This is a genomic window from Thalassobaculum salexigens DSM 19539, from assembly GCF_000423805.1.
Lineage (GTDB): Bacteria > Pseudomonadota > Alphaproteobacteria > Thalassobaculales > Thalassobaculaceae > Thalassobaculum > Thalassobaculum litoreum.
Genome location: NZ_AUIR01000012.1, coordinates 487,533 through 507,974 on the forward strand (window position 1 = coordinate 487,533; position 20,442 = coordinate 507,974).

Below are 20,442 nucleotides of genomic sequence, written 5' to 3' on the forward strand. Positions count from 1 at the left end.
GAAAACGCCTATACATTAACCCATGATGAAGATCAGACACGGAAATACAGGTAGTAAGTCTGCATGGAACATCAGAATGGGACTGCGTTGATACGAACTGGCCCCCCGCCGGAAGGATCAGATATTACTATGACGGAAGGGACGCAAACTCGCGGCAAACGGACCGAACGTTTGCAGATCATGCTGAACGATGACGAATTGGGCGAAATCGAAGATTGGCGATTCATACACCGCGTCAATTCGCGGTCAAGCGCCATTCGTATGCTCATCAGGCTTGGCCTGGACGCATCGAAACAGGGTGTGAAGCCATCGGAAGAACTTCCCCTGGGTCGGCCAAAATCCTGACCCCGCGCGGGCGACAGACGAATTGTCGCCACCCGCGGCTGTCAGCGAGACGAAACGACGAAGCCCCCGCCAACCGGCGGGGGCTTCGCTTCATTTCGGCTGCCGCTTGGCTTGCCGGAAATTGATGCTGCCGGGGTTTACTGGCTGACCGCGGCGGTCTGGTCGATCACCTTGGTCACCTGCCCGTGGGCGATGATCTCCACCCGGCGGTTCCGCGGCTCGCGGACCCCGTCGGCGGTCGGCACGGCGAGATCGGTCTCGCCCTCGGCCTCGACCTCCAGATCGCTGTAGTCGCCGACATTCATGCCCTGGCGCTCAAGCTCGGCGCGCACGGACGCGGCCCGGTCCCGGGACAGGTCAACGTTATAGTCGTTCGGCCCGGTGGTGTCGGCGTGGCCGGCGATATACAGGGTGACCACCGGCTGGATCTGCTTCATCTCGGCGACAAAGCTGTCGATCTTGGCCTGCGCCTGGCCGGTGATGGTCGACTTGTCGAACTCGAAATACACCGTCTCGCGGGCGATCTCGTCCTGAACCACGGCCGTGGTCTTGACCGGCTCCGGAGCCACCGCGGCCTTCAGATCGTCCAGCGCCGCCAGATAGGCGTCACGGCAGGCTGCGATATGCGTGGGCTGATGGCCCTCTTCCTGCTGCTCGACCCAGCAATCGTATTTCGCCTGGGCGACGGCCGCCTCGCGCGGTGCGCTCATGCGGGCACCGTCGTCGAGGATGGTCACCAGCTCGGCACGGGCGAGTTCCAACTCGCGCAGCTCAGTCTGGGTCGCGATGTTCCACTCGGCCGGGATGTACGGCAGCGGCGTCTTGCCTTCGGCCGCCATGTTGCCCTTGGTCGCGTGGTTTTCCGCATCGACCCAGTCATACATCTCGTCCGCCTCGAACAGGGCGATCTTCTTGTATTCCTGGACCAGCTGGGCGTTGAACGTGTTGCCCGCCGGCGCGCGGTCACGGATCTCGGCGACGTCGTTGTAGATCAGACCGGCGGCCACGGGCGTGCTTATCAGCCCGGCGAGCACGATCGGGGTCGAACGACGGAGAAGGGTTTTGATAGTCATGCGTGTCTCCTGTTTCTGTATGGGAAACAGGACCCGCTGTAACAGCGGCACCAAGCAGTGCCGGCCGATGTTCCAAATCGGGTCCCGCATGGCACGATCGGTATGGGTTCCAACCGCCCCCATGTCCCGACAACGACGCACCCCCGAGCGGGGTTCCAGATTTTTCTTTAACATTTATCAATGTTTGCCTCTGGGTTTGCCTCCGGCCGGACCGGTGGGACCGAAGCGCCGCCGCCACAAGGCCGAGACGAACGCGAACAACGCCGCGCGCCGATCGGGTCCTCGGCTCCGTCCCGATGAATATACGGCGTACCGCCCAGGTCCCTGCCCGAACATCACAGGCGCTCGGTAGTTGCCGCCGACTTGCTGTCTTATTTTTATCGGCGCTTTTCAGGAACCGTTCTTTTGACCTCGCGTTTAACCGTCACACAACAACACAATGCGTTGGATCCGTTCGGTCGCCAGCGCTGACTGAAAGATGGAGACACAAATGCTTGGTTGGAGTCTGATGTTCCTGGTGCTGGCGATTATCGCCGGCGTGTTTGGTTTTGGCGGCGTCGCGGCGGCTTCCGCCGACATCGCTCAGATTCTCTTCGTGGTCTTCCTGGTGCTGCTCGTCATCAGCGCCGTTGCCGGAGCGATCCGTGGCCGACGGCCCATGTGACGCAGCCCGGCGCGAACCACAACGCCGAAACCAAGATGCCCAGCTCACGAAGCTGGGCATCTAGATTTATTAAAGTAAAATACATACTAGACGGGTGTCATTCCTCGATCGGAATAGCCCTATACTCAGTTGACTTCATATCCCGCTGATCCGGCATGTCGACATCGGAGTCGACCACATCTTCGTAGAGCATCCCGCGTCGGATAAGCTCCCGGATCGCAGCCGCACGGGTGGGGATACGATTGTCGAAGCGCCAATCGTCAATCCGCGTCAGTTCCTCGTCGTCCAGCATGAGCTGCAATCGCTCGGTACGACGACCAGACTTCTGTTCTTCACCCATCGGGTTCTCCAAGGTGCCAGGCTTTGCCACCCCACCCACGTCGTCGTATCTCCGGCACCACGTTAGCGCCCGCGGATCGTATTCATCCGAATTTGAGCACTAACACCATTTGGTTCCGGCAGATAGCGCCTTACGGGGCACTGGCCTGGCTATCATATACTCATAGTACGCCTCTTACTCAACTGCCGCCAGCTGTGCGTATTGCCACATCGGCTACAAATGTTCATTCACCCCAATTCGCCCAAATCGCCCCTTAGGCTCATAGTGAGTTCAATAATCAATATGACAACGAGACACCTCTTCTGTCCGTTCCTCATGTTGCTGAATTTGCCTCCATTATACAAACCGCCCAAATGGAGTGACATGCTTTAGAGTGGGTAGCGCTTTTTATTGAACGGATCGCTTAGAAGTACTTTATAGTTGGTCATCGCAACGAGTTCAGGTGACCAAGATGAGTCCGAACGTGGCCAAAGAAATCGAACAGCTGCTTCCTACCCTGCGCCGCTTCGCCCGGTCGCTGACCCGGGACGCCGCCCGCGCCGATGATCTGGTCCAGGACACCGTCGAGCGCGCGCTCAAGCGCATCGACAGCTTCGAGGAAGGGTCCAACCTCAAGGCGTGGATGTTCACCATCATGCGCAACCACTTCATCTCCGAGTGCCGCCGGCCGCGCCCGGTCGCCGGTTCGGAGGAGCTGGACTCCGGCAAGTACGAGCAGTCTATTCCGGGCGCCCAGCTGGACACCGTCGAGCTCAAGGAGTTCATGACCGCGTTCTCGCACCTCGATAAGGGCGATCAGGAGCTGCTGATCCTCGCCGGTCTCGAAAACGTTCCGTATCCCGACATCGCCAACATGCTCGACGTTGCCGTGGGTACGGTGAAATCCCGGGTGGCCCGGGCCCGCATGCGCCTGCGCGAGCTGCATGTCGGCGGATCCCATCGCTCCGCCGCGCCTGCCTATGCCACGTCCATGCGGTCGCGCAACGGCGTCATCGCTCACCACGCGGGCGTTGCCTGAGCAACCCCACGCAGCGTGAACGGCGAAGCGACCTAGATCAGGAGACAGACACATGAAAACGGCTATGGAGCAAACCATCACCGGCATGCCCCCGGCGCTGCAGCGTACGGTCCTCACCGTCGGGTGCGCGGCCGCCACCACGCTCTGGGCTCAGATTCTCCTCGTCGTGGCGGGAGGGTGAGACCATGCGGATCCGTTCCATCGCCATTGCCACGGGCGCTGCGCTCATAGCCCTCGTCGCCATGCCGGCCGCCCTGCTCGGCGGCGCCATGCTGGCCCAGTCCTACGCGCCCGACACCCTGAGAGGCGCGGTCCACGCCGCCACCGGTTTCGCCGAGGACGGCCTGGAAGCCCACGAGATCCAGACTGTCTGGACCGAAGTCCGGAATAGAATGGACCTGAACGTGGTCAAGACAGCGACAGCCGACGAGATCGGTTCCCAGCCGGGCGAGCCCCAACCGGCCCGCTGATCTTCAGCCTGCCGAAATTTGGCCCGCCGACATTTCAGCGCGCTGAACCTCAGAAGATGCGGCACACGCGCCGCACCTCCCCGACGGAAACACCGCTCAGGCGAGCCTGTCGCACGTAAGGCCGCCGTCCGCCTTTCAAGTTTCACAGAAACGGTCCTCGATGACGTTCCCGGCGGCCTCGATGCAGCCCCGCACTCCGCAGCTCAACCACGCCACCACCTCGACCGCGATGGATGCAACACAGGAGTTTGGGGTGATCCACGACCAGGAGCCTGACGGCGCCGCCGACTCCGCGCCCGAAGAAACGATCACCCCGCTCATCGAGGCCAGCGAAGCCTATCCGGTCCTCGAAGAACGGATCTTCGAGGCGCGCGACGAGGTGCTGCTCGGCTTCCGGATTCTGGATCCCGCCACAAGGCTACGGTCCCCGCGGGTCACCGAGGCGGGCCTGGAGACCTGGGGCGACCTGATCGCCGCGGTCTCGGCGCGCGGCGTCGATGTCCGCATCCTGCTGACCGATTTCGAACCCACCGTCGCCACGGACCTGCACAAGCTCACCTGGGCCTCGGTGCGCGGCTTTCACAATGCCCGCGCCGCCGTCGACGCCCGCCCGGATGCGACGCGGACGCTGCAGATCGTCGCCGCCCTGCACGAGGCCAAGGTCGGAAAAATGCTGCGCTGGGTCTTCTGGCCCCTGGTCTGGTTCAGGGTCCGCGGCATGGCCCGTGCCCAGGGCATGCAGACCGGAGCCCTGCTGGCCGACGCGCCCGGCCTCGCCCCCCTGCTCGGCACGCGCGACGCCAGTACCCTGCTGCCCCGGCTCGGCCCGCCGCCGCGCCTGCGCCCGGCGACCTACCACCAGAAGCTGGCGGTCATCGACGGCTCTTTCGTCGTCATCGGCGGCCTCGACATCAACGAACGGCGCTACGACACCGCGGCCCACGACCGGCCGTCGGACGAGACCTGGCACGACGTCAGTCTGGCCGTCACGGGACCGATCTGCGCCGACGCCCGCGCCCATTTCATCGACTGCTGGAACCGCGAGGTGAAACCGTTCAACCAGAGGGTCCGGCGCCTGCGCCGGTTCGTGCGGAACATGCCGGCCCTGGTCGAGCGGATGGATCCGACCCATTCCGAGCCCCGGCCCGCCGGCGCGGAGGTCGGCGCACTCCGATTCATCAAGACGGTATCGCGCCAGCGGCGCACGCTGACGGAGTTCGGCCCCCGTCCCGCCTTCATGGAGATCGAACAGGCGCATATCGACGCCATCCGCCAGGCGGAGGGGCTGATCTATATCGAGACCCAGTTCCTGCGCTCGCGCAGCGTCGTCCAGGCCCTCGTCGACGCCGCCCGGCGCCAGCCGGAGCTGCGGCTGATCCTGCTGCTGCCGGCGGCGCCGCAGGAGGTGCTGTTCGAGGATGCGACCGATCCGCCCCATCGCCACGGCGAGTGGCTGCAGATGCGCTGCGTGGACGCGGTGAAGGAGGCGTTCGGCGAGCGGGCAGCGTTCTTTTCGCTGGTGAACCGGTATCGGCAGTCGACGACCGAGGACCGGCGCTCGATCGACGGTCATCCCATTGTCTATATCCACTCCAAGGTGTTCATCGTCGATCACCGCCTGGCGATCGTGAGTTCCGCCAATCTCAACGGCCGCAGCCTGAGGTGGGACACCGAAGCCGGGGTGGTGTGGGAGGATATCAAGGGCGTACGGGCATTCGAGCGGCGGATCTGGGACGCCCACCTGGGATCCCTCCTCGCCGGCCGAGAGATCGACGGGAACAATGCCGAACTGTTCGATCTGTGGCGGGAGGCGGCTCAAGGCGGACCCGCAGACGCCGAAAGGCGGCCGTATGTCGCCGCCTTCCCGGAAGATCAGGGCCGGGACTTCGCCAGGAAATCCTGGTTCGTGCCGGACGATCTCGTTTGAGGATGTTAATCGGAATGACGCGGATGTACGGCGGTCTTCGCAACCGCGTCGTCAGTATCCAGGCACTTAGACTCTAGCGCCTGCGAACCCGGACAGCGCCTGTCGCGCCGCGCCAACGCGGCGTTCAGGCCGCGCCGTCGGTATGCGACCGTATCAGGTCCAGAAGCCGTTTCGGGGTCGGCTCGTCCTTCATGGGATCCAGAGCTCGGTGCAACAGGGCGTTCTGGGCCATGAACGCGCCGAGCGTCTCGGCGCAGCGGTCGTCCTGCAGCTCGAGTTCCTCGATCGCTTCGGACAGATCGCCATCCGCCTGCCCGTCCACGAACGCAGAGAGATCGTCGATCGTGATGACGTCCAGCAGGGTTGGCATCTCATGATCTCCGTATCGCGACAATGACATACTCCGCCTCGCTTTGTTGCTCGCATACAGAACGTACGGATCGCAGGCTGGTTCCGTAAAATACGACAGAACCCAATATATTCCAGGGCGAACAAGAAAATTAAGACTTAACCCTAAACGCTGGTGGGAGATCGTTTTAGTTTCCTTCGCGGCGGGAGTCTTCCTGTATTCGAAGGTGTCTTTGGCGCCCGCCATACACCTTACGGATAGACGGCGACCTCGATGAGATTGCGGTCCGGATCGTAGAAATAAACCGAGGTCATCGGGCCGAGCGCGCCGATCTGGGCGACCGGCCCCTTGGCGATCTCCACACCGCAGGCCTTCAGATGGCCCACGACCGCCTCGATCGGGTCGGTGGAGATCAGGCAGATGTCGAGCGTGCCCGGCGTATCGTTGTCGACGCTCCACCAGTGCGCGGTGCCGGTCGGGCGTACATTGAACTTCTGCCGGCCGTATTTGAGCGCCACATGGGTGTGCTCCCCATAGGCGAACTCCTCACGCTCCAGGCCCAGTACCCGCTGGTACCAGGCGACCGTGGCGTCCAGGTCGCTGCAGTTGATGACGATGTGGTCGACCCGGTCGATCGTGAATCCCATGGCGTTCGTCCTTCGTATGCTTTGGCCGGTTCCGGCGCGTCAGGCCGCCAGGGTCGCTTGGCTGTGCTTTTCGCGCAAGGCGGCGGCCGACCGGCGGACCACCTCCGCCACCTCGGCGAGCTGCGGAGCCAGCGGGCTCGTCTTGCGCCAGATCATGCCAACCGTGCGCGACGGCTGCGGTTCGCCGAACCGAGCGACCGCGACGGCGGCGGAGCGGGTTTCCACGTCGGCGGCCATTTCCGGAATCAGCGTCACGCCGATCCCCGCCCCCACCATCTGCACCAAGGTCGACAGGGAGCTGCCGTCCAGGGTCTCGCGCGGCAGGGCGGAGCGGATATGGCAGAACGAAAGGGCCTGGTCGCGGAAGCAGTGCCCCTCCTCCAGCAGCAGCAACCGCATCTCGCGCAGACTGGCCGGGCTTGGCACCGGCTCGTCCCGCGCCCCGATTTGACGCACCAGCAGGAAATTCTCGGTGAACAGCGCCACCTCGGTGAAGGCCGGCTCGGAGATCGGCAGGGCGACGATGGCGGCGTCGATCCGGCCGTTGGACAGTTCCTGCAGCAGGCGCGGCGTCAGGCTCTCGCGCACATGGATGTCGAGGCCGGCATGCCGCTCGGTCAGATCGCCGATCAGCGAGGGCAGCAGATACGGTGCGATGGTCGGGATGATGCCCAGACGCAGCCGCCCCATGAGACCGTCCCGCGCCGCGCGCGCCATGTCGCCGAGTTCGTCCGTCGCGCGCAGCAGTTCGCGCACCCGCACCGAAAACGCCTCGCCGAAGGTGGTCAGCCGGACCTTGCGGGCGCTGCGGTCGAACAGCGAGACGCCGAGGGTTTGCTCCAGTTCCTTGATCTGCATCGACATGGCCGGCTGCGAGATCGCACAGCTCTCCGCCGCCCGGCCGAAATGGCCGGCGCGGGTGACGGCATCGAAATAGCGAAGCTGCTTCAGGGTGATGTTTATCATAAGCCGATCTTATCGAACTGATCAGTAAATGAAAATTCCTTGGATCGTTCAGTTTTGATAGATTCTAAATTAGCGATGACGCGGGGCCCGTCGGGTTCTACGATGCGATCGGGAAGACGGACGAACCGTCGACCTCTTTCGGGCTCCGGGCCGTCGCGAACGCTTTTGACGCTTTCTGTCCGGCGCGCGCGAACGGCGGTGCCCCGCGGAGAGACCAATCCGAATTGCCATGCTGGGAGGTAGTAATGGACGGCAGTAACAAGTCAGGCGGATGCCCATTTATGCACGGGCACACGCTGGCATCTGCGGTGACCAACCGTGACTGGTGGCCGAACCAGATCAATCTGAAGATCCTGCATCAGAATCCGCCGATGTCCGACCCGCTGGGCGAGGACTTCAACTACGCGGAGGCCTTCAACGCGCTCAACTACGACGCGCTGAAGAAGGACCTCACGGCGCTGATGACGGAATCCCAGGACTGGTGGCCGGCCGACTACGGTCACTACGGCGGATTGTTCATCCGCATGGCCTGGCACAGCGCCGGCACCTACCGCACGGGCGACGGCCGCGGCGGTGCCTCTTCGGGCACCCAGCGCTTCGCCCCGCTGAACAGCTGGCCCGACAACGGCAACCTGGACAAGGCGCGCCGCCTGCTGTGGCCGATCAAGCAGAAATACGGCAACGGCCTCTCCTGGGCCGACCTGATGATCCTGGCCGGCAACGTCGCGCTCGAGTCGATGGGCTTCAAGACCTTCGGCTTCGGCGGCGGCCGCGAGGACATCTGGGAGCCGGAGGAGGACATCTACTGGGGTCGCGAGACCGAGTGGCTGGCGACCTCCGACAAGGAGAACAGCCGCTATTCCGGCGACCGTATGCTGGAGAACCCGCTCGCCGCGGTGCAGATGGGTCTGATCTACGTCAACCCGGAAGGCCCGGACGGCAACCCCGATCCCCTCGCCTCGGCCAAGGACATCCGCGAGACCTTCGCGCGCATGGCCATGAACGACGAGGAGACCGTCGCCCTGGTGGCCGGCGGCCACACATTCGGCAAGTGCCACGGTGCCGGCGATGCATCGCTGGTCGGTGCCGAGCCGGAGGGCGGCGACATCGTCGATCAGGGTCTCGGCTGGAAGAACAGCTTCGAGTCCGGCATGGGCGCCCACACCACCACCTCCGGTCTGGAAGGTGCATGGACGCCCAACCCGACCCAGTGGGACATGGGCTATTTCGACATGCTGTTCGGCTACGAGTGGGAGCTGACCAAGAGCCCCGCCGGCGCCAACCAGTGGGCCCCGAAGAACGTCGCCGAGAAGGACATGGCGCCGGACGCCCATGATCCCTCGAAGAAGGTCCCGACCATGATGTCCACCGCCGACATGGCGATGCGCATGGACCCGACCTACGAGAAGATCTCGCGGCGCTTCCATGCCAATCCGGACGAGTTCGCCGATGCCTTCGCCCGCGCGTGGTTCAAGCTGACCCACCGCGACATGGGTCCGCGCGTCCGCTATCTCGGCCCGGAGGTCCCGAGCGAGGAGCTGATCTGGCAGGATCCGGTCCCGGACGTCGACCATCCGCTGGTGGACGACAAGGACGTGGCCGACCTGAAGGCGAAGATCCTGTCCTCCGGCATCCCGGCGGCGGACCTGATCGCCACCGCCTGGAACGCGGCGGCCAGCTTCCGCGGGTCCGACAAGCGGGGCGGCGCCAACGGTGCCCGCATCCGTCTGGCCCCGCAGAAGGACTGGGAGGCCAACGAGCCGGTCAAGCTCTCCGCCACCCTGGAGAAGCTCGAGGGTATCCAGAAGGCGTTCAACGACGGCCAGTCCGGCGGCAAGAAGATCTCGCTCGCCGACCTGATCGTGCTGGCCGGTTCGGCCGCGGTGGAAGATGCCGCCAAGAAGGCCGGCCATGACGTGAAGGTCCCCTTCGCGCCGGGCCGCACCGACGCCAGCCAGGAGCAGACCGACGCCGAGGCCTTCGAGCCGCTCGAGCCGACTGCCGATGGCTTCCGCAACTACCATCCGCGGAAGTACAGCGTCGCCGACGAGGAGCTTCTGGTCGACCGGGCCCAGCTCCTGGGCCTGAGCGCCCCGGAAATGACCGTCCTGGTCGGCGGCATGCGGGCGCTGAACGCCAATTACGGCGGGTCGGACCTGGGTGTTCTCACGGACAAGCCGGGCACGCTCACGAACGACTTCTTCGTCAACCTGCTTAACATGCGCACCGTGTGGACAGCAGCCAACGAGGACGAGACGGAGTTCGAGGGCCGTGACCGGACCAGCGGCGCGCTGAAGTGGAAGGCGTCCCGCGCCGACCTGGTCTTCGGCTCCAACTCGCAGCTTCGCGCCGTCGCCGAGGTCTATGCCCAGGAGGATGCCAAGGCGAAGTTCGCCAAGGACTTCGTGAAGGCCTGGACCAAGGTGATGAACGCCGACCGGTTCGACCTCGCCTGATCGCGGTCGATCCATACCGATCCGAACCGGGGGGCGGCGTCTCGACAGAGGCGCCGCCCCCTCTGCTTTTGGAACCGGTGCTGCGACCGTCCGTTTCCTAACGTGAGACTTTGACGCCACACGACCAGGAGGACCCTATGACCGATCGGATCGTCTGGAAATTCAGCCCCGTCGCCCATGCCGAGGATCCGCGCTGGCTCGACCGGGAAATCGCGCAGACCCTGTTCGTCGAGGCGCCGACCTCGGGGGAGGCGATCGTCGCCGCTACAGCCTGGGACAGCCGCAACGTGAGCGGCCATGTGGGCAACGAAAGCGCCCATGACCACAGCGCCTTCGCCGACGAGAAGCTCTACCGGGTCGATCGCGCGACACCGCAGGAGATCGATACGCTCGAGACCGCAGCGGGGCCGATCTGGCCGGGCCACGACACCAAGGTGCTGAACAACCTGACCAACTGAGTGTCGATTGCCGGGTCCAACTACCGCCTCCCGCCCCACAATTTCCCCACCTCCACCGTCGTCCCGGACGAGACCGGACCTGATCCGGGCTCGGGCCGGGACCCAGAGGGCACGGGCAAGGTTCCGGTCCGCCCCCGGGTCGAAGCCCGGGGTCGTCCGGGATGACGAAGGAGGGGAAAGAGACACGATATCGCCCTCGCCGGGCTACAAATTTAGCCCAACTTCCGGCGCTCTTCTGTTAATATACGAATGAAATAACAGTGCATTAGGAAGCGCCGACATATCGATGGCGGACTCTCTTTCCCTTCGCCCCACCCAACCGCGTCGCATGTCGCGCGAGGAGAAGGCACGCGAGACCTACAGATTGCTTCTCGAAGCCGCGGCTCAGGTGGTCGGCACCGACGGTTATGCCGATGCCTCGATCTCGAAGATTACCCAGCTCGCCGGCGTCGCCCAGGGAACCTTCTACAACTATTTCGAATCCCGGCAGGATGTCTTGAACCGGCTGCTGCCGTATATGGGCCGGCAGATGCTGGACCACATCGCCTCCTCCATGCCCCGCGACCTCACCGGTCCGGCGCGCGAGGAGGCCCGGCTGCGGGCGTTCTTCGGCTATCTCGACACCCACCCGACCTTCTATCGGATTCTCTACGAGGCCGAGGTCTTCGCACCCGAGGCGCACGCGGAGCATTTCCGCATCCTGGTGGAGGGCTACAAGGCCGCTCTCGGCCGGGCGGTGCAGCGCGGCGAGATCCAGGGTTTCGACGAGAACGAGCTGGAGGCGATCATCTATATGCTGCTGGCCTCGCGCGCCTATATCGCCATGCGCTACGCCCGCGACAGGAACGGCCACACCGGTCCGGTGCCCGAGCATGTGATCCAGGCCTATATGAAGATGCTGCGCCGGGGCCTGTTCTCGGAAGCCTGAGCCGAACGGCCCGGCTTCCGAGATAGAAGGGTCAGATCGCCAGGTACCGCTTGGTGACCTCTTCGTTGGCCCGCAGGCCGGCGATGGTGTCGCGGTAGACGATATGTCCCTTGTCGATCACCGCCGCATCCTCGGAGATGCCGAGGCAGAAATGCATGTTCTGCTCGGCCAGGACGATGGTGACGCCGGTCTCCCGTAGGGTGCGGATCAGGTCGCCGATCGCCTGCACGATGATCGGGGCCAGGCCTTCCGACGGCTCGTCCAGCAGAAGCACGTCCGGGTTGCCCATCAGGGTGCGGGCGATGGTCAGCATCTGCTGCTCGCCGCCGGACATCAGCCCGGCCCTGCGGTCCTTCATGCGGGCCAGGATCGGGAAGGTGTCGTAGACCCGCTCCAGGGTCCAGTCCTCCTGCCCCCGTATACCCTTCTTCATGCCAATGAGAAGGTTGTCCTCGACGCTGTGCATGGTGAAGACTTGGCGGTCCTCGGGCACATAGCCGATGCCGGCCCGCGCAATGATGTCGGGTCGTTCGCCGGCCAGGTTCTGGCCTTCCATGGTGATCGAGCCCTTGCGCGGCCTGGCGATGCCGGCGATCGCCTTCATGGTCGTGCTCTTGCCCGCACCGTTGCGTCCGAGCAGGGCCAGGGTGCGCCCGCGCCCGACCTCCAGGTCGACGCCGAACAGGATCTTGGAGGCGCCGTAGAAGACGTCGATACCCTCGACCTTGAGGATCACGTCGCCGGCCGTGCTGCCGTTCGTCCCGCCGGTCATTGCGAGGCCTCCGCCGTCGTCTCCGTTCCGAGATAGGCCTCGACGACCTCCGGATGATTGCGAATCTCGTCCGCCGTGCCCTGGGCCAGAACGGCGCCGTAGCTCAGCACGGTGATCCCCTGGGCGACCTCGAAGACGATGTCCATGTCGTGCTCGATGAAGATCAGGGTCATGCCCCCCTGCTCCCACAGGCGACGCACGGTGCCGATCATCTGCCAGCGTTCCTCCGGGCCCATGCCGGCGGTCGGCTCGTCGAGCATCAGCACCTTCGGCTCCAGCGCCAGGGCCAGGCCGATATCCAGCAGCTTCTGGTCGCCGTGGGAAATGTTGGCGCTGAGCAGCTTGGCCACCGAGCCCATGCCCAGCAGCTCGATCAGCTCCTCGGTCCGCCGCCGCACATTGGTCGGCGGGAACACCGACAGCAGCGCTTCGGACTCCCGGAAATGCGAGGCGACGGCGCACATCAGCGACTGCTCGACCGTCATGCTCGGGAAGATGCTGGCGATCTGGAAGGCGCGGCCGATGCCCTTGCGCACGATATCCACCGGCGCCTTGCCGACGATATCCTCTTCCTCCAGCAGGATGCGCCCGCTATCCGGCACCAGATGGCCGGTGACCAGGTTGAACAGCGTCGTCTTGCCGGCACCGTTCGGACCGATCACCGCGCTGAGGGAGCCCGCGGGAAAGTTCAGGGAGACGTCGTTGGTGGCGACCACGCCGCCGAACGACTTGACCACATTCTCAAGGCGCAGCATCAGCGGTTCCCCTGTCGGCGCACGCCGCCATACGGATGCCAGGAGCCGGCGCTGAAGAAGCCGACATCCACCGGAAGCGCGATGCCGGTGACGGCGGACGCTTCGTCGGAGGCGAGGAAGGCGACCGCCTTGGCGATCTCCTCCGGCTCGACCATGCGGCCCAGCGTGGAGTTCTCCTCCAGCAGGGTGACGTCGCGATGGCCCCGGTCGATCTGATCCTGCAGCGCCGGGGTGCGGGTATAGCCCGGCTCCACCGTGTTGACCCGGATGCCCGCCCGGCCCCATTCGGCGGCCAGGTTCATGGTCATGTTGGTCACCGCAGCCTTGCTCGGCGCGTAGGCGTGCAGCGGCACCGAGCGCTCGGCCGTGACCGAGCTGATGGTGACGATCGAGCCGCTGCGCCGGGCCACCATGCGCAGCCCGTAGGCCTTGGCGCACAGATAGGTGCCGCGCAGGTTCACCGCGATCACGTTGTCGTAAAGCTCCAGCGACAGCTCCTCCGGCGGCAGCGGCGGCTGCACGATGCCGGCCGAGGTCACCAGGATGTCGGTCGGGCCGACCTCGCGCTCGCTCTTCTCGGCAAGGGCCTCGATGGCGTCGGCGTCGCGCACGTCGACGCCATAGCCGACGCCGCCGATCTCGCCCGCGACCTTGGCCGCCGCCTCTTCATTCACGTCGGCGACGACAACGCGCGCCCCGCGCGCCGCCATCACCCGGGCACAGGCGGCGCCGATGCCGCTGGCTCCGCCGGTGACGACCGCGATGCGGTCCTTCAGGGATCCCACGTCACTCATCCTTCACGTCCATTCCGGTTTTCCGCCGCCAGACGCGCCTGCTGCTTCTCGACCCACCAGTCCTTGACGAAGTCGAGAATGCCGCGGCGCAGACCGAGCACGACGAACATGATCACCAGGCCGATCACGATCTCGGTGTGCGAGGTGTACATCTGAACGACGTCGTTCAGGATGCGCAGCGCCACCGCGCCGAGGATCGGGCCGAGGAAGACGTTGAGCCCGCCGAGCATGATCATGAAGATCGCCTCGCCCGACTGCGCCCAGAACGCCCATTCCGGATAGGCGCCGGAGGTGAACAGGGCGAGGATCACGCCGCCGACCGCCGCGATCGAGGACGATACAACGAAGCAGATCAGCTTCACCCGGGTCACGTTAACGCCCAGGAAGGCCGCCCGGGTGGCGTTGTCTCGGATCATCCGCAGGGTGTAGCCGAACGGGCTCTCGGTCATGATCCGCATGATCATCACGCAGACCACGAACAGCACCGCACAGAAGACGTAGCGGTGATACTGGTCACCCAGGTCGATGCCCAGGAACTCGGGGCGCGGGATGCCGCCCATCAGCCCCTGGTCGCCGCCGGTCAGGTCGACCCAGCTCAGGATCACGCTGTACAGGAACATCTGGAAGGCCAGCGTCAGGAAGGCGAAGTAGATCTCCGTCAGCCGCACGCAGATCGCGCCGATCACCACGGCATACAGGCCGGTGCCGACCACCGCCGCCACCAGGGCCAGCGGCACCGAGGCGGCTCCCATCGCGCCGGTGAAGGCCTGGGACTGCAGCAGCAGGCCGAAGATGTAGCCGCCGAGCGCGAAGAACGCCGCATGGCCGAAGGACACCAGACCGGTGTAGCCGATCAGCATGTTCAGCGACATGGCCAGCAGGCCGGCGGCGAAGATCGCCGTCAGGAAGTCGCGCGGCCACGCATGCTCGATGCCGAGGCCGATGGCGACCAGCACGACAAGGGCGGCGGCGGCGATCAGCAGATCGCGCCGGAACTGGACAATGAGATTCATCGCACCGCTCCCTGGCCCAGCAGTCCGGTCGGCCGGAAGATCAGCACCAGCGCCATGATCATGAACATCGCCCCGTCAACGAAGAGCGGGAAGCCGACGCTGCCGATGGAGCGGGTCAGACCGAGGATGATGGCCGCCAGGAAGGCGCCGGGGATCGACCCCATGCCGCCGATGACCGTGACGATGAAGCTCTCCACCAGAATGCCGAGACCCATGCCCGGGGTCAGCGAGCGCACGGGTGCGGCCAAGGCGCCGGCGACACCCGCCAGGGCGCAGCCGAAGCCGAACAGCAGCGCGAAATAGACGTTCACCCGGATGCCCAGCGCCGAGACCATGGGCGCGTTCAGCGCCGCCGCCCGCACGATCTTGCCGAAACGCGTCTTGGTGACCAGAAGCACCGAGCCGACGCCGATGAACACGGCGATGCCGACCAGGAACAGATAGAACGGCGGCACGAACCCGCCGGCGAAGCGCAGCGGCGGCAGGCGGAACTCGGCCGGGATGCCCATGGCCAGGTATTCCGCGCCCCAGATGATCTTCACCAGGTCGTCGACGATCAGGATGAAGGCGTAGCAGACCAGGAGCTGCATCAGCAGGTTCTGGCCGTAGACACGGCTGATGATCAGCCGTTCGAACAGGATGCCGCAAATACCGGCGCCCACCGCACCGACCAGGGCCGCGAGGAAGTAGTTCCCCGTCAGCACATAGGTCGTATACGCGAAATACGCCCCGATCATATAGAAGCTGCCATGGGCGAAATTGATGACGTGGAGCACGCCGAAGATCAGCGTGACGCCAGACGCCACCAGGAAAAGCAGCATGCCGATGATCAGTCCGCTCGTCGCCTGGTTCACCAGGCAGGCCGAGGTCGACAGACAGGCGGCAAGCGCGTCAAAATCGATCATAAGGGTCAATCCGCAGAAACGAACAGAGACGGGCGCCGGCCTGTGACCGACGCCCGGGAGAGATCCGGGCGGAGGTCAGTCCCTCCGCCCGAACGGCGCATCAGACGTAGCCGTTGCGCTTCTTCCAGTCCGCCTCGTGCTTGTAGATCTCCGACCAGGCGGTCTGGTCGAAGCCCACCACATAGGGCTCGTCCACGATGGTCTTGGAATAGCCGACCATATAGTTGACCAGCGTGTGGTCCTCCTCGCGGATGGTCAGCGTGCCGTCGACGCCGAACGGCGAGTCGATGGTCAGGCCGGCGGTGGCCTCCGCCATCTTCATCGTGTCGGCGTCGCCACCGGTCTTCTTCAGCGCCTCGGCGACGAAGTTCACCGCCGCCGCGTTCTGCCAGGCCCAGTTGGTCGGCAGCACGTCGGAATTGGCCATGTAGCTCTCGTACCAGGCCTCGTTCTCCGGGGTATCCGGAATGTCCTTGTGGTAGCGGCTACCGGAATACACACCGGCCGGACGGCTCTTGATCGCCGTAAGCACCGGATAGTCGCCCAGGTTGACCGCGAAGGCGGTGAACTGGTCGAACAGGCCGTAGAGGCTGGCCTGGTCGAAGAACGCGACGAGGTCGCCGCCCCACAGGCAGGAGTACAGCACCTCCGGCTGGGCGTTCAGCAGCGCGGTCACGTTCTCGGTGTAGTCCGGCTGGAACAGCTTCGGCCAGGTCTCGGTGATCACCTCGGTCTCGGGCGCGAAGAGCTTCACGTATTCCATGAACTCTTCGGTGTTGGCGCGGCCGTAGGCATAGTCCGGAGAGATGGTGGCCCACTTCTTCAGGCCCTTCTCCTTCACCACCTTGGCGGCGACCAGACCGCCGCCGACGGCGTCGTGGATGCCCTGGCGGCAGGAGCGGAAGACCCAGTCGACCTGGTTCTTCGGATCGGCGGTCAGCGACGAGGTCTCGGAGTTGGTGTGGATGCAGAACTGCTGCATGTCCCGCACCACCTCGTTGACGGCGAAGGACGCGCCCGAGGCCTCGGCGTCGAGAATGATCTCGCAGCCCTCGTTGTTCACGAGGTCACGGGTCATGCGTGCCGCCTCGTCGGGCTTGCCGCGCGAATCACGGAACACCGCCTCCAGCGTGCGCCCTTCGATGCCACCCGCTTCGTTGATCTTGCGGATCTCGTTATTGATGGCGGAGACGGAGGACTCGCCGAGAATGGCGACGCGGCCCGACAGGATGGTCGGAACGCCGATCTTGATCGGCGTGTTCGCAGCCTTCAGATAGGCCGGAAAGCCGGTGATGCCGGTACCGACGGCGGCAGCCGCGGCGGCACCCTTCAGGACGGTGCGCCGATCGAGGCCCCGGCGCGGGCTGGAATACGACTTCTTCATTGCGATCCTCACTTGATGACGACCCTCTTGCATCACGGTACGTGGCGAGGGTTCGGTTTTTTTTGTGGTCTTATTGACCGGAGCATGGTGATCCAACGCTCCGGCTGTCAAGGTCAATGAATAATGACTCATGGGTCATTTCATTGGCGTCCTCCCTCCCCGCTTCGATCGGGGTTGCGGCCGGTCAGCGCGGCCCAATTACCCTTCTCGATTGATCGCGCACCGCCCTAAGCCCGAGCGCGTTCGGCCACCCCGTGCTCCCGCAGGAGCTCGCAGAGCAGGTCGATGCGGTCGCCGCCCCAGAACAACTCACCGTCGAACACGAACATCGGCACACCGAAGACTCCCAGAGCCTCGGCCTCGGCGATGACCGCGTCCATCTCGGCCCGCCCTGGACCTTCCACATAGGCCTCGTAGGCCCTCGCATCGCCCCCGAGATCGGCGACCAGCGCCGACATCTCGGCCAGCACGTCGAGATCCAGGTCCCGCTTCCAGAACCGCTCGAACACGGTGTCGTTATAGGCCCGGAAGAAACCCTCGCGCTGGGCGAAGAGCATCCCGGCATTGGCGTAGTAGCCGTTATAGACCCGCGTCGGCCCCTTCAGGGTGAGCCCCTGCTTGTTGGCGTAGCGCCGGGCATCCATGTAGGAATAGCGCACCCGCCGCCAGGAATGCTCGGTGCGGGTTTCAACCGCTCCAAGATATTCCTCGATCCGCAGAGTGTAGGGCCGCCACTCCAGCGCGACGTCGAACCGGTCCTCCAGGGCGTAGGTCGGCGCCACCGCGACGAAGGCGTAGGGGCTCTTGTAATCGGTGTAGACCCGGATGACCGGCTTGGTCATGGAGACGATCCTTCAATTTTCGGCCGACGGGATGCGTCGCGCCCGGTGCCCCGATCCCAGCAATCCGGGGACAGTCCGGCGGCGCGGAGGACGTGTTTTTCGACCTTGGCGGTCGGCGTTTTCGGCAGGGCGTCGACGATGCGGATGTAGCGCGGGATCATGAAGCCCGGCAGGCGCGATTCCAGGAAGGCGATGACGGCCGCCGGATCGATGCTCCGGCCCTCGACCGGGGCCAGCACGGCCAGCACCTCGTCCTCGGTGACGTCGCTCGGCACCGCCACCACGGCGGCCTCGCGCACGTCGGGATGGGCCAGGATCTCGACCTCCACCTCATAGGAGGAGATGTTCTCGCCACGCCGGCGGATCGCGTCCTTCAGGCGGTCGACGAACTGGTAGTCGCCGTCGGTGTCGCGCACGAACATGTCGCCGGTATGGAACCAGCCGTTGCGCCAGGCGGCCGCCGTCGCCTCCGGCCGGCCGTGATAGCCGTGGGTCATGGTCCAGGGCGCATCGGAGCGGATGATCAACTCGCCCGGCATGCCGTCGGCCACCGGGATGTCGTTGGCGTCGACCAGCCGCACCTCCACGCCATCGCGCGGCCGCCCGCAGATGTTCGGCTTGCCCGGGTTGGCGCCCGAGATCAGCGGGGTGCTGATCTCGGTCATGTTGAACAGGGTGTAGACATCAACGCCGAACCGCTCCCGGAACGGCGGACCGGCCTGCCCCAGCGGCACGATCATCACCGCCCGCAGCGGGTGGTCGCGGTCGTCCTCGCGCGGCGGCTGCTTCAGCAGGAAGGTGGCCATCGCGCCGAGCAGGAACACGCAGGTCACCTCCAGCCGGCGCACCACCGGCCAGAAGTCGTCGGTGCGGAACCGCTCGACCACCGCGATGGACGCGCCGACGCACAGCGCCATCGACGCGATGAAGGCGCCGCCGATATGGAAAATCGGCATGTGCAGCAGATGCCGGTCGTCGGCCCGGGTGCACGTCCAGGTGTCCGGGTTCATCGCCGTGTAGCAGTGGAGGTAGGAGGACAGGACGCCCTTCGACCGTCCGGTGGTGCCGGAGGTGAAGATGATCGACTGGGTGTCCCAGGGCGCGATCGGCGCGTCCAGCGGTTCGGGCTCGCGTCCCTCCTCCAGCAGCACGGCCTCGCCATACAGGGCCAGGCCGTCGGGCGCTTCCCGCCCCGGTTCCGGCGCCGCCACCACGATGCGGGTCAGCGCGGCGGTGGACACTTCCAGCAGCCGGTCGAGGCAGTCGGGATGGACGACCGCGACGGTCGCTCCGGAATCCGCTACCACATGCTCCAGAATGGCGCCGCGATAGGCCGGGTTCACCGGCACCGAGACCGCGCCGATATAGTTGGCGCCGAATATCGCCCGCAGCCCGAACGCCCCGTTCGGCATCATCGCCAGCACCGCGTCGCCCCGCCCGACACCGAGCCGCTGGAGCCCGGCCGCGGTCGCGCGCACCCGGGCCAGCGTCTCGGCGAAGGTCCAGCCTCCGCCCTCCTCGAACACCGCGTAGACGTCGTTGCCGCGCGTCGCGGCATGCCGCTCCAGGGCATAGCGCAGGACGCAGGTCTCGGCGGACGGCGCGGCGCTCGTCACGGACATTTCCTCCTCCAAGCGGCCCGGGGTGTCGTGGCGCATCCCTTTGGCCGGGTCATTCCTCGGCAGGCAGCAGCATCGCCTTCACATTGGCGCGCAGGGTGGCGCGGAACCGGTCGACCGCCTCGTCCCGGCTCTCCAACGCCAGCATCTGCTGGATGGTGACGGTGGAGGCCCGGAAATGGGTGATCGCGCCGGTGAGGTAGAACGCGACCATCTCCGGATCGCACGGCCCGAACAGGCTCTTCGCCTGGCCTTCCCGGATCGCCGCCGCATAGGCTTCAATGAGCGGCAGCAGATACCAGCGCCGCGCCTTGGTCGCCCGCGACGGGTTCTCCATCAGCTCGCGCAGCAGCAGCGCCGCGTAGTCGCCGTGGTCCAGCGACCAATCGAGGAACCGTTCGACCATCGCCACCACGCCGTCGAGATCGGGCTCGAACCCGTCCGGCTCCGGCATGTAGGGCGTGATGCTGTCGGCGATCCGTCCCAGCACCTTGCCGTACAGCTTTTCCTTGGAGCCGAAATGGTAGATCAGCGTGGCGATGGAGACGCCGGCCGCCGCGCCGATCTGGCGCAGGCCGGTGGCGGCGAAGCCCTGGGTCGCGAACAGCCGCTCTGCCGCCTCAAGGCAGGCCTCGCGAGTGTCCGGCGCGCCGAGAGGGCGTCCTGCCTTACGCGCCTGGGCTGTCGCCGCCAAACTCGTCTCCATAATTAATCGAT

At 65.2% G+C, this 20,442-nt stretch carries 22 protein-coding genes; 8 read left to right on the forward strand and 14 right to left on the reverse strand.

Annotated features, from left to right (window positions below; translation table 11 throughout):
- Nucleotides 1–482 precede the first annotated feature (482 nt).
- On the reverse strand, nt 483–1,418 hold the full coding sequence (locus G578_RS24330; protein ID WP_051243639.1) for an OmpA family protein: 936 nt from the start codon (nt 1,416–1,418) through the stop codon (nt 483–485).
- A 490-nt stretch (nt 1,419–1,908) separates the two neighbouring features.
- Here G578_RS24330 and G578_RS28920 point away from each other — a divergent pair, with 490 nt between their 5' ends.
- Nucleotides 1,909–2,082, forward strand: a complete 174-nt coding sequence (locus tag G578_RS28920; protein ID WP_028792861.1) for a DUF1328 domain-containing protein — start codon at nt 1,909–1,911, stop codon at nt 2,080–2,082.
- A gap of 97 nt (nt 2,083–2,179) precedes the next feature.
- Here G578_RS28920 and G578_RS0102245 read toward each other — a convergent pair whose 3' ends face one another.
- Nucleotides 2,180–2,422 carry a hypothetical protein gene (locus G578_RS0102245; protein WP_038013070.1) on the reverse strand — a complete coding sequence of 81 codons (243 nt, stop codon included), beginning with the start codon at nt 2,420–2,422 and terminating at the stop codon, nt 2,180–2,182.
- 451 nt (nt 2,423–2,873) lie between these two features.
- Here G578_RS0102245 and G578_RS24335 point away from each other — a divergent pair, with 451 nt between their 5' ends.
- From G578_RS24335 to G578_RS0102265, 4 genes are all read left to right on the forward strand, one after another.
- Nucleotides 2,874–3,440: a sigma-70 family RNA polymerase sigma factor gene (locus tag G578_RS24335; RefSeq protein ID WP_038013286.1), complete on the forward strand. Its 567-nt coding sequence runs from the start codon at nt 2,874–2,876 to the stop codon at nt 3,438–3,440.
- Nucleotides 3,441–3,492: 52 nt separating this feature from the next.
- Nucleotides 3,493–3,621, forward strand: coding sequence for a hypothetical protein (locus G578_RS30280; protein ID WP_281169144.1), 129 nt, complete (start codon nt 3,493–3,495; stop codon nt 3,619–3,621).
- A 4-nt stretch (nt 3,622–3,625) separates the two neighbouring features.
- Complete coding sequence (locus G578_RS0102260) at nt 3,626–3,910, forward strand: hypothetical protein (RefSeq protein ID WP_028792863.1); 285 nt, start codon at nt 3,626–3,628, stop codon at nt 3,908–3,910.
- A gap of 181 nt (nt 3,911–4,091) precedes the next feature.
- Complete coding sequence (locus G578_RS0102265; RefSeq protein WP_169400807.1) at nt 4,092–5,837, forward strand: phospholipase D family protein; 1,746 nt, start codon at nt 4,092–4,094, stop codon at nt 5,835–5,837.
- 124 nt (nt 5,838–5,961) lie between these two features.
- On the opposite strand, the gene G578_RS0102270 is transcribed toward G578_RS0102265, so the two are convergent.
- The 3 genes from G578_RS0102270 to G578_RS0102280 all read right to left on the reverse strand — a co-directional run bounded on the left by G578_RS0102270 (nt 5,962) and on the right by G578_RS0102280 (nt 7,799).
- On the reverse strand, nt 5,962–6,207 hold the full coding sequence (locus tag G578_RS0102270) for an anti-sigma factor family protein (RefSeq protein ID WP_028792865.1): 246 nt from the start codon (nt 6,205–6,207) through the stop codon (nt 5,962–5,964).
- Nucleotides 6,208–6,437: 230 nt separating this feature from the next.
- Nucleotides 6,438–6,833, reverse strand: coding sequence for a VOC family protein (locus G578_RS0102275; RefSeq protein ID WP_028792866.1), 396 nt, complete (start codon nt 6,831–6,833; stop codon nt 6,438–6,440).
- A 39-nt stretch (nt 6,834–6,872) separates the two neighbouring features.
- On the reverse strand, nt 6,873–7,799 hold the full coding sequence (locus G578_RS0102280) for a hydrogen peroxide-inducible genes activator (protein ID WP_028792867.1): 927 nt from the start codon (nt 7,797–7,799) through the stop codon (nt 6,873–6,875).
- Nucleotides 7,800–8,044: 245 nt separating this feature from the next.
- Here G578_RS0102280 and katG point away from each other — a divergent pair, with 245 nt between their 5' ends.
- The 3 genes from katG (at nt 8,045) to G578_RS0102295 (ending at nt 11,641) form a co-directional block, all read left to right on the forward strand.
- Nucleotides 8,045–10,255, forward strand: coding sequence for a catalase/peroxidase HPI (gene katG / locus G578_RS0102285; RefSeq protein WP_028792868.1), 2,211 nt, complete (start codon nt 8,045–8,047; stop codon nt 10,253–10,255).
- A 137-nt stretch (nt 10,256–10,392) separates the two neighbouring features.
- On the forward strand, nt 10,393–10,713 hold the full coding sequence (locus tag G578_RS0102290) for a hypothetical protein (protein WP_028792869.1): 321 nt from the start codon (nt 10,393–10,395) through the stop codon (nt 10,711–10,713).
- Nucleotides 10,714–11,077: 364 nt separating this feature from the next.
- Nucleotides 11,078–11,641 carry a TetR/AcrR family transcriptional regulator gene (locus G578_RS0102295; RefSeq protein WP_245565540.1) on the forward strand — a complete coding sequence of 188 codons (564 nt, stop codon included), beginning with the start codon at nt 11,078–11,080 and terminating at the stop codon, nt 11,639–11,641.
- A gap of 31 nt (nt 11,642–11,672) precedes the next feature.
- On the opposite strand, the gene G578_RS0102300 is transcribed toward G578_RS0102295, so the two are convergent.
- The 9 genes from G578_RS0102300 to G578_RS28090 form a co-directional block, all read right to left on the reverse strand.
- Nucleotides 11,673–12,413 (reverse strand): ABC transporter ATP-binding protein, encoded by a 741-nt coding sequence (locus tag G578_RS0102300; protein WP_051243647.1) that lies wholly within the window; start codon nt 12,411–12,413, stop codon nt 11,673–11,675.
- The gene (locus G578_RS0102305) at nt 12,410–13,168 is read right to left on the reverse strand and encodes an ABC transporter ATP-binding protein (protein ID WP_028792872.1); all 759 of its coding nucleotides are present in this window, start codon (nt 13,166–13,168) and stop codon (nt 12,410–12,412) included. The genes G578_RS0102300 and G578_RS0102305 overlap by 4 nt, the downstream gene beginning before the upstream one ends.
- Entirely contained in the window at nt 13,168–13,962 is a 795-nt protein-coding gene (locus G578_RS0102310) for an SDR family NAD(P)-dependent oxidoreductase (RefSeq protein ID WP_028792873.1), read from the reverse strand. Before G578_RS0102310 ends, G578_RS0102305 begins: the two co-directional genes overlap by 1 nt.
- A complete protein-coding gene (locus tag G578_RS0102315; RefSeq protein ID WP_028792874.1) occupies nt 13,959–14,975 on the reverse strand; it encodes a branched-chain amino acid ABC transporter permease in 1,017 nt (338 codons plus the stop codon). Before G578_RS0102315 ends, G578_RS0102310 begins: the two co-directional genes overlap by 4 nt.
- The gene (locus G578_RS0102320; RefSeq protein WP_245565541.1) at nt 14,972–15,880 is read right to left on the reverse strand and encodes a branched-chain amino acid ABC transporter permease; all 909 of its coding nucleotides are present in this window, start codon (nt 15,878–15,880) and stop codon (nt 14,972–14,974) included. Before G578_RS0102320 ends, G578_RS0102315 begins: the two co-directional genes overlap by 4 nt.
- 100 nt (nt 15,881–15,980) lie before the next feature.
- Nucleotides 15,981–17,264: an ABC transporter substrate-binding protein gene (locus G578_RS0102325; protein WP_028792876.1), complete on the reverse strand. Its 1,284-nt coding sequence runs from the start codon at nt 17,262–17,264 to the stop codon at nt 15,981–15,983.
- Between the two features lie 227 nt (nt 17,265–17,491).
- A complete protein-coding gene (locus tag G578_RS0102330; protein ID WP_028792877.1) occupies nt 17,492–18,106 on the reverse strand; it encodes a 2-hydroxychromene-2-carboxylate isomerase in 615 nt (204 codons plus the stop codon).
- Nucleotides 18,103–19,728: an AMP-binding protein gene (locus G578_RS0102335; RefSeq protein ID WP_028792878.1), complete on the reverse strand. Its 1,626-nt coding sequence runs from the start codon at nt 19,726–19,728 to the stop codon at nt 18,103–18,105. The genes G578_RS0102330 and G578_RS0102335 overlap by 4 nt, the downstream gene beginning before the upstream one ends.
- Nucleotides 19,729–19,777: 49 nt before the next feature.
- A complete protein-coding gene (locus G578_RS28090) occupies nt 19,778–20,419 on the reverse strand; it encodes a TetR/AcrR family transcriptional regulator (protein WP_028792879.1) in 642 nt (213 codons plus the stop codon).
- Between the last annotated feature and the right edge of the window lie 23 nt (nt 20,420–20,442).

Bases quoted from the DNA above. Each gene is read 5' to 3' on its own strand.
- G578_RS24330 (WP_051243639.1), bottom strand. From the start codon at position 1,418: ATGACTATCAAAACCCTTCTCCGTCGTTCGACCCCGATCGTGCTCGCC.
- G578_RS28920 (WP_028792861.1), top strand. From the start codon at position 1,909: ATGCTTGGTTGGAGTCTGATGTTCCTGGTGCTGGCGATTATCGCCGGC.
- G578_RS0102245 (WP_038013070.1), bottom strand. From the start codon at position 2,422: ATGGGTGAAGAACAGAAGTCTGGTCGTCGTACCGAGCGATTGCAGCTC.
- G578_RS24335 (WP_038013286.1), top strand. From the start codon at position 2,874: ATGAGTCCGAACGTGGCCAAAGAAATCGAACAGCTGCTTCCTACCCTG.
- G578_RS30280 (WP_281169144.1), top strand. From the start codon at position 3,493: ATGAAAACGGCTATGGAGCAAACCATCACCGGCATGCCCCCGGCGCTG.
- G578_RS0102260 (WP_028792863.1), top strand. From the start codon at position 3,626: ATGCGGATCCGTTCCATCGCCATTGCCACGGGCGCTGCGCTCATAGCC.
- G578_RS0102265 (WP_169400807.1), top strand. From the start codon at position 4,092: ATGCAGCCCCGCACTCCGCAGCTCAACCACGCCACCACCTCGACCGCG.
- G578_RS0102270 (WP_028792865.1), bottom strand. From the start codon at position 6,207: ATGCCAACCCTGCTGGACGTCATCACGATCGACGATCTCTCTGCGTTC.
- G578_RS0102275 (WP_028792866.1), bottom strand. From the start codon at position 6,833: ATGGGATTCACGATCGACCGGGTCGACCACATCGTCATCAACTGCAGC.
- G578_RS0102280 (WP_028792867.1), bottom strand. From the start codon at position 7,799: ATGATAAACATCACCCTGAAGCAGCTTCGCTATTTCGATGCCGTCACC.
- katG (WP_028792868.1), top strand. From the start codon at position 8,045: ATGGACGGCAGTAACAAGTCAGGCGGATGCCCATTTATGCACGGGCAC.
- G578_RS0102290 (WP_028792869.1), top strand. From the start codon at position 10,393: ATGACCGATCGGATCGTCTGGAAATTCAGCCCCGTCGCCCATGCCGAG.
- G578_RS0102300 (WP_051243647.1), bottom strand. From the start codon at position 12,413: ATGACCGGCGGGACGAACGGCAGCACGGCCGGCGACGTGATCCTCAAG.
- G578_RS0102305 (WP_028792872.1), bottom strand. From the start codon at position 13,168: ATGCTGCGCCTTGAGAATGTGGTCAAGTCGTTCGGCGGCGTGGTCGCC.
- G578_RS0102310 (WP_028792873.1), bottom strand. From the start codon at position 13,962: ATGAGTGACGTGGGATCCCTGAAGGACCGCATCGCGGTCGTCACCGGC.
- G578_RS0102315 (WP_028792874.1), bottom strand. From the start codon at position 14,975: ATGAATCTCATTGTCCAGTTCCGGCGCGATCTGCTGATCGCCGCCGCC.
- G578_RS0102320 (WP_245565541.1), bottom strand. From the start codon at position 15,880: ATGATCGATTTTGACGCGCTTGCCGCCTGTCTGTCGACCTCGGCCTGC.
- G578_RS0102325 (WP_028792876.1), bottom strand. From the start codon at position 17,264: ATGAAGAAGTCGTATTCCAGCCCGCGCCGGGGCCTCGATCGGCGCACC.
- G578_RS0102330 (WP_028792877.1), bottom strand. From the start codon at position 18,106: ATGACCAAGCCGGTCATCCGGGTCTACACCGATTACAAGAGCCCCTAC.
- G578_RS0102335 (WP_028792878.1), bottom strand. From the start codon at position 19,728: ATGTCCGTGACGAGCGCCGCGCCGTCCGCCGAGACCTGCGTCCTGCGC.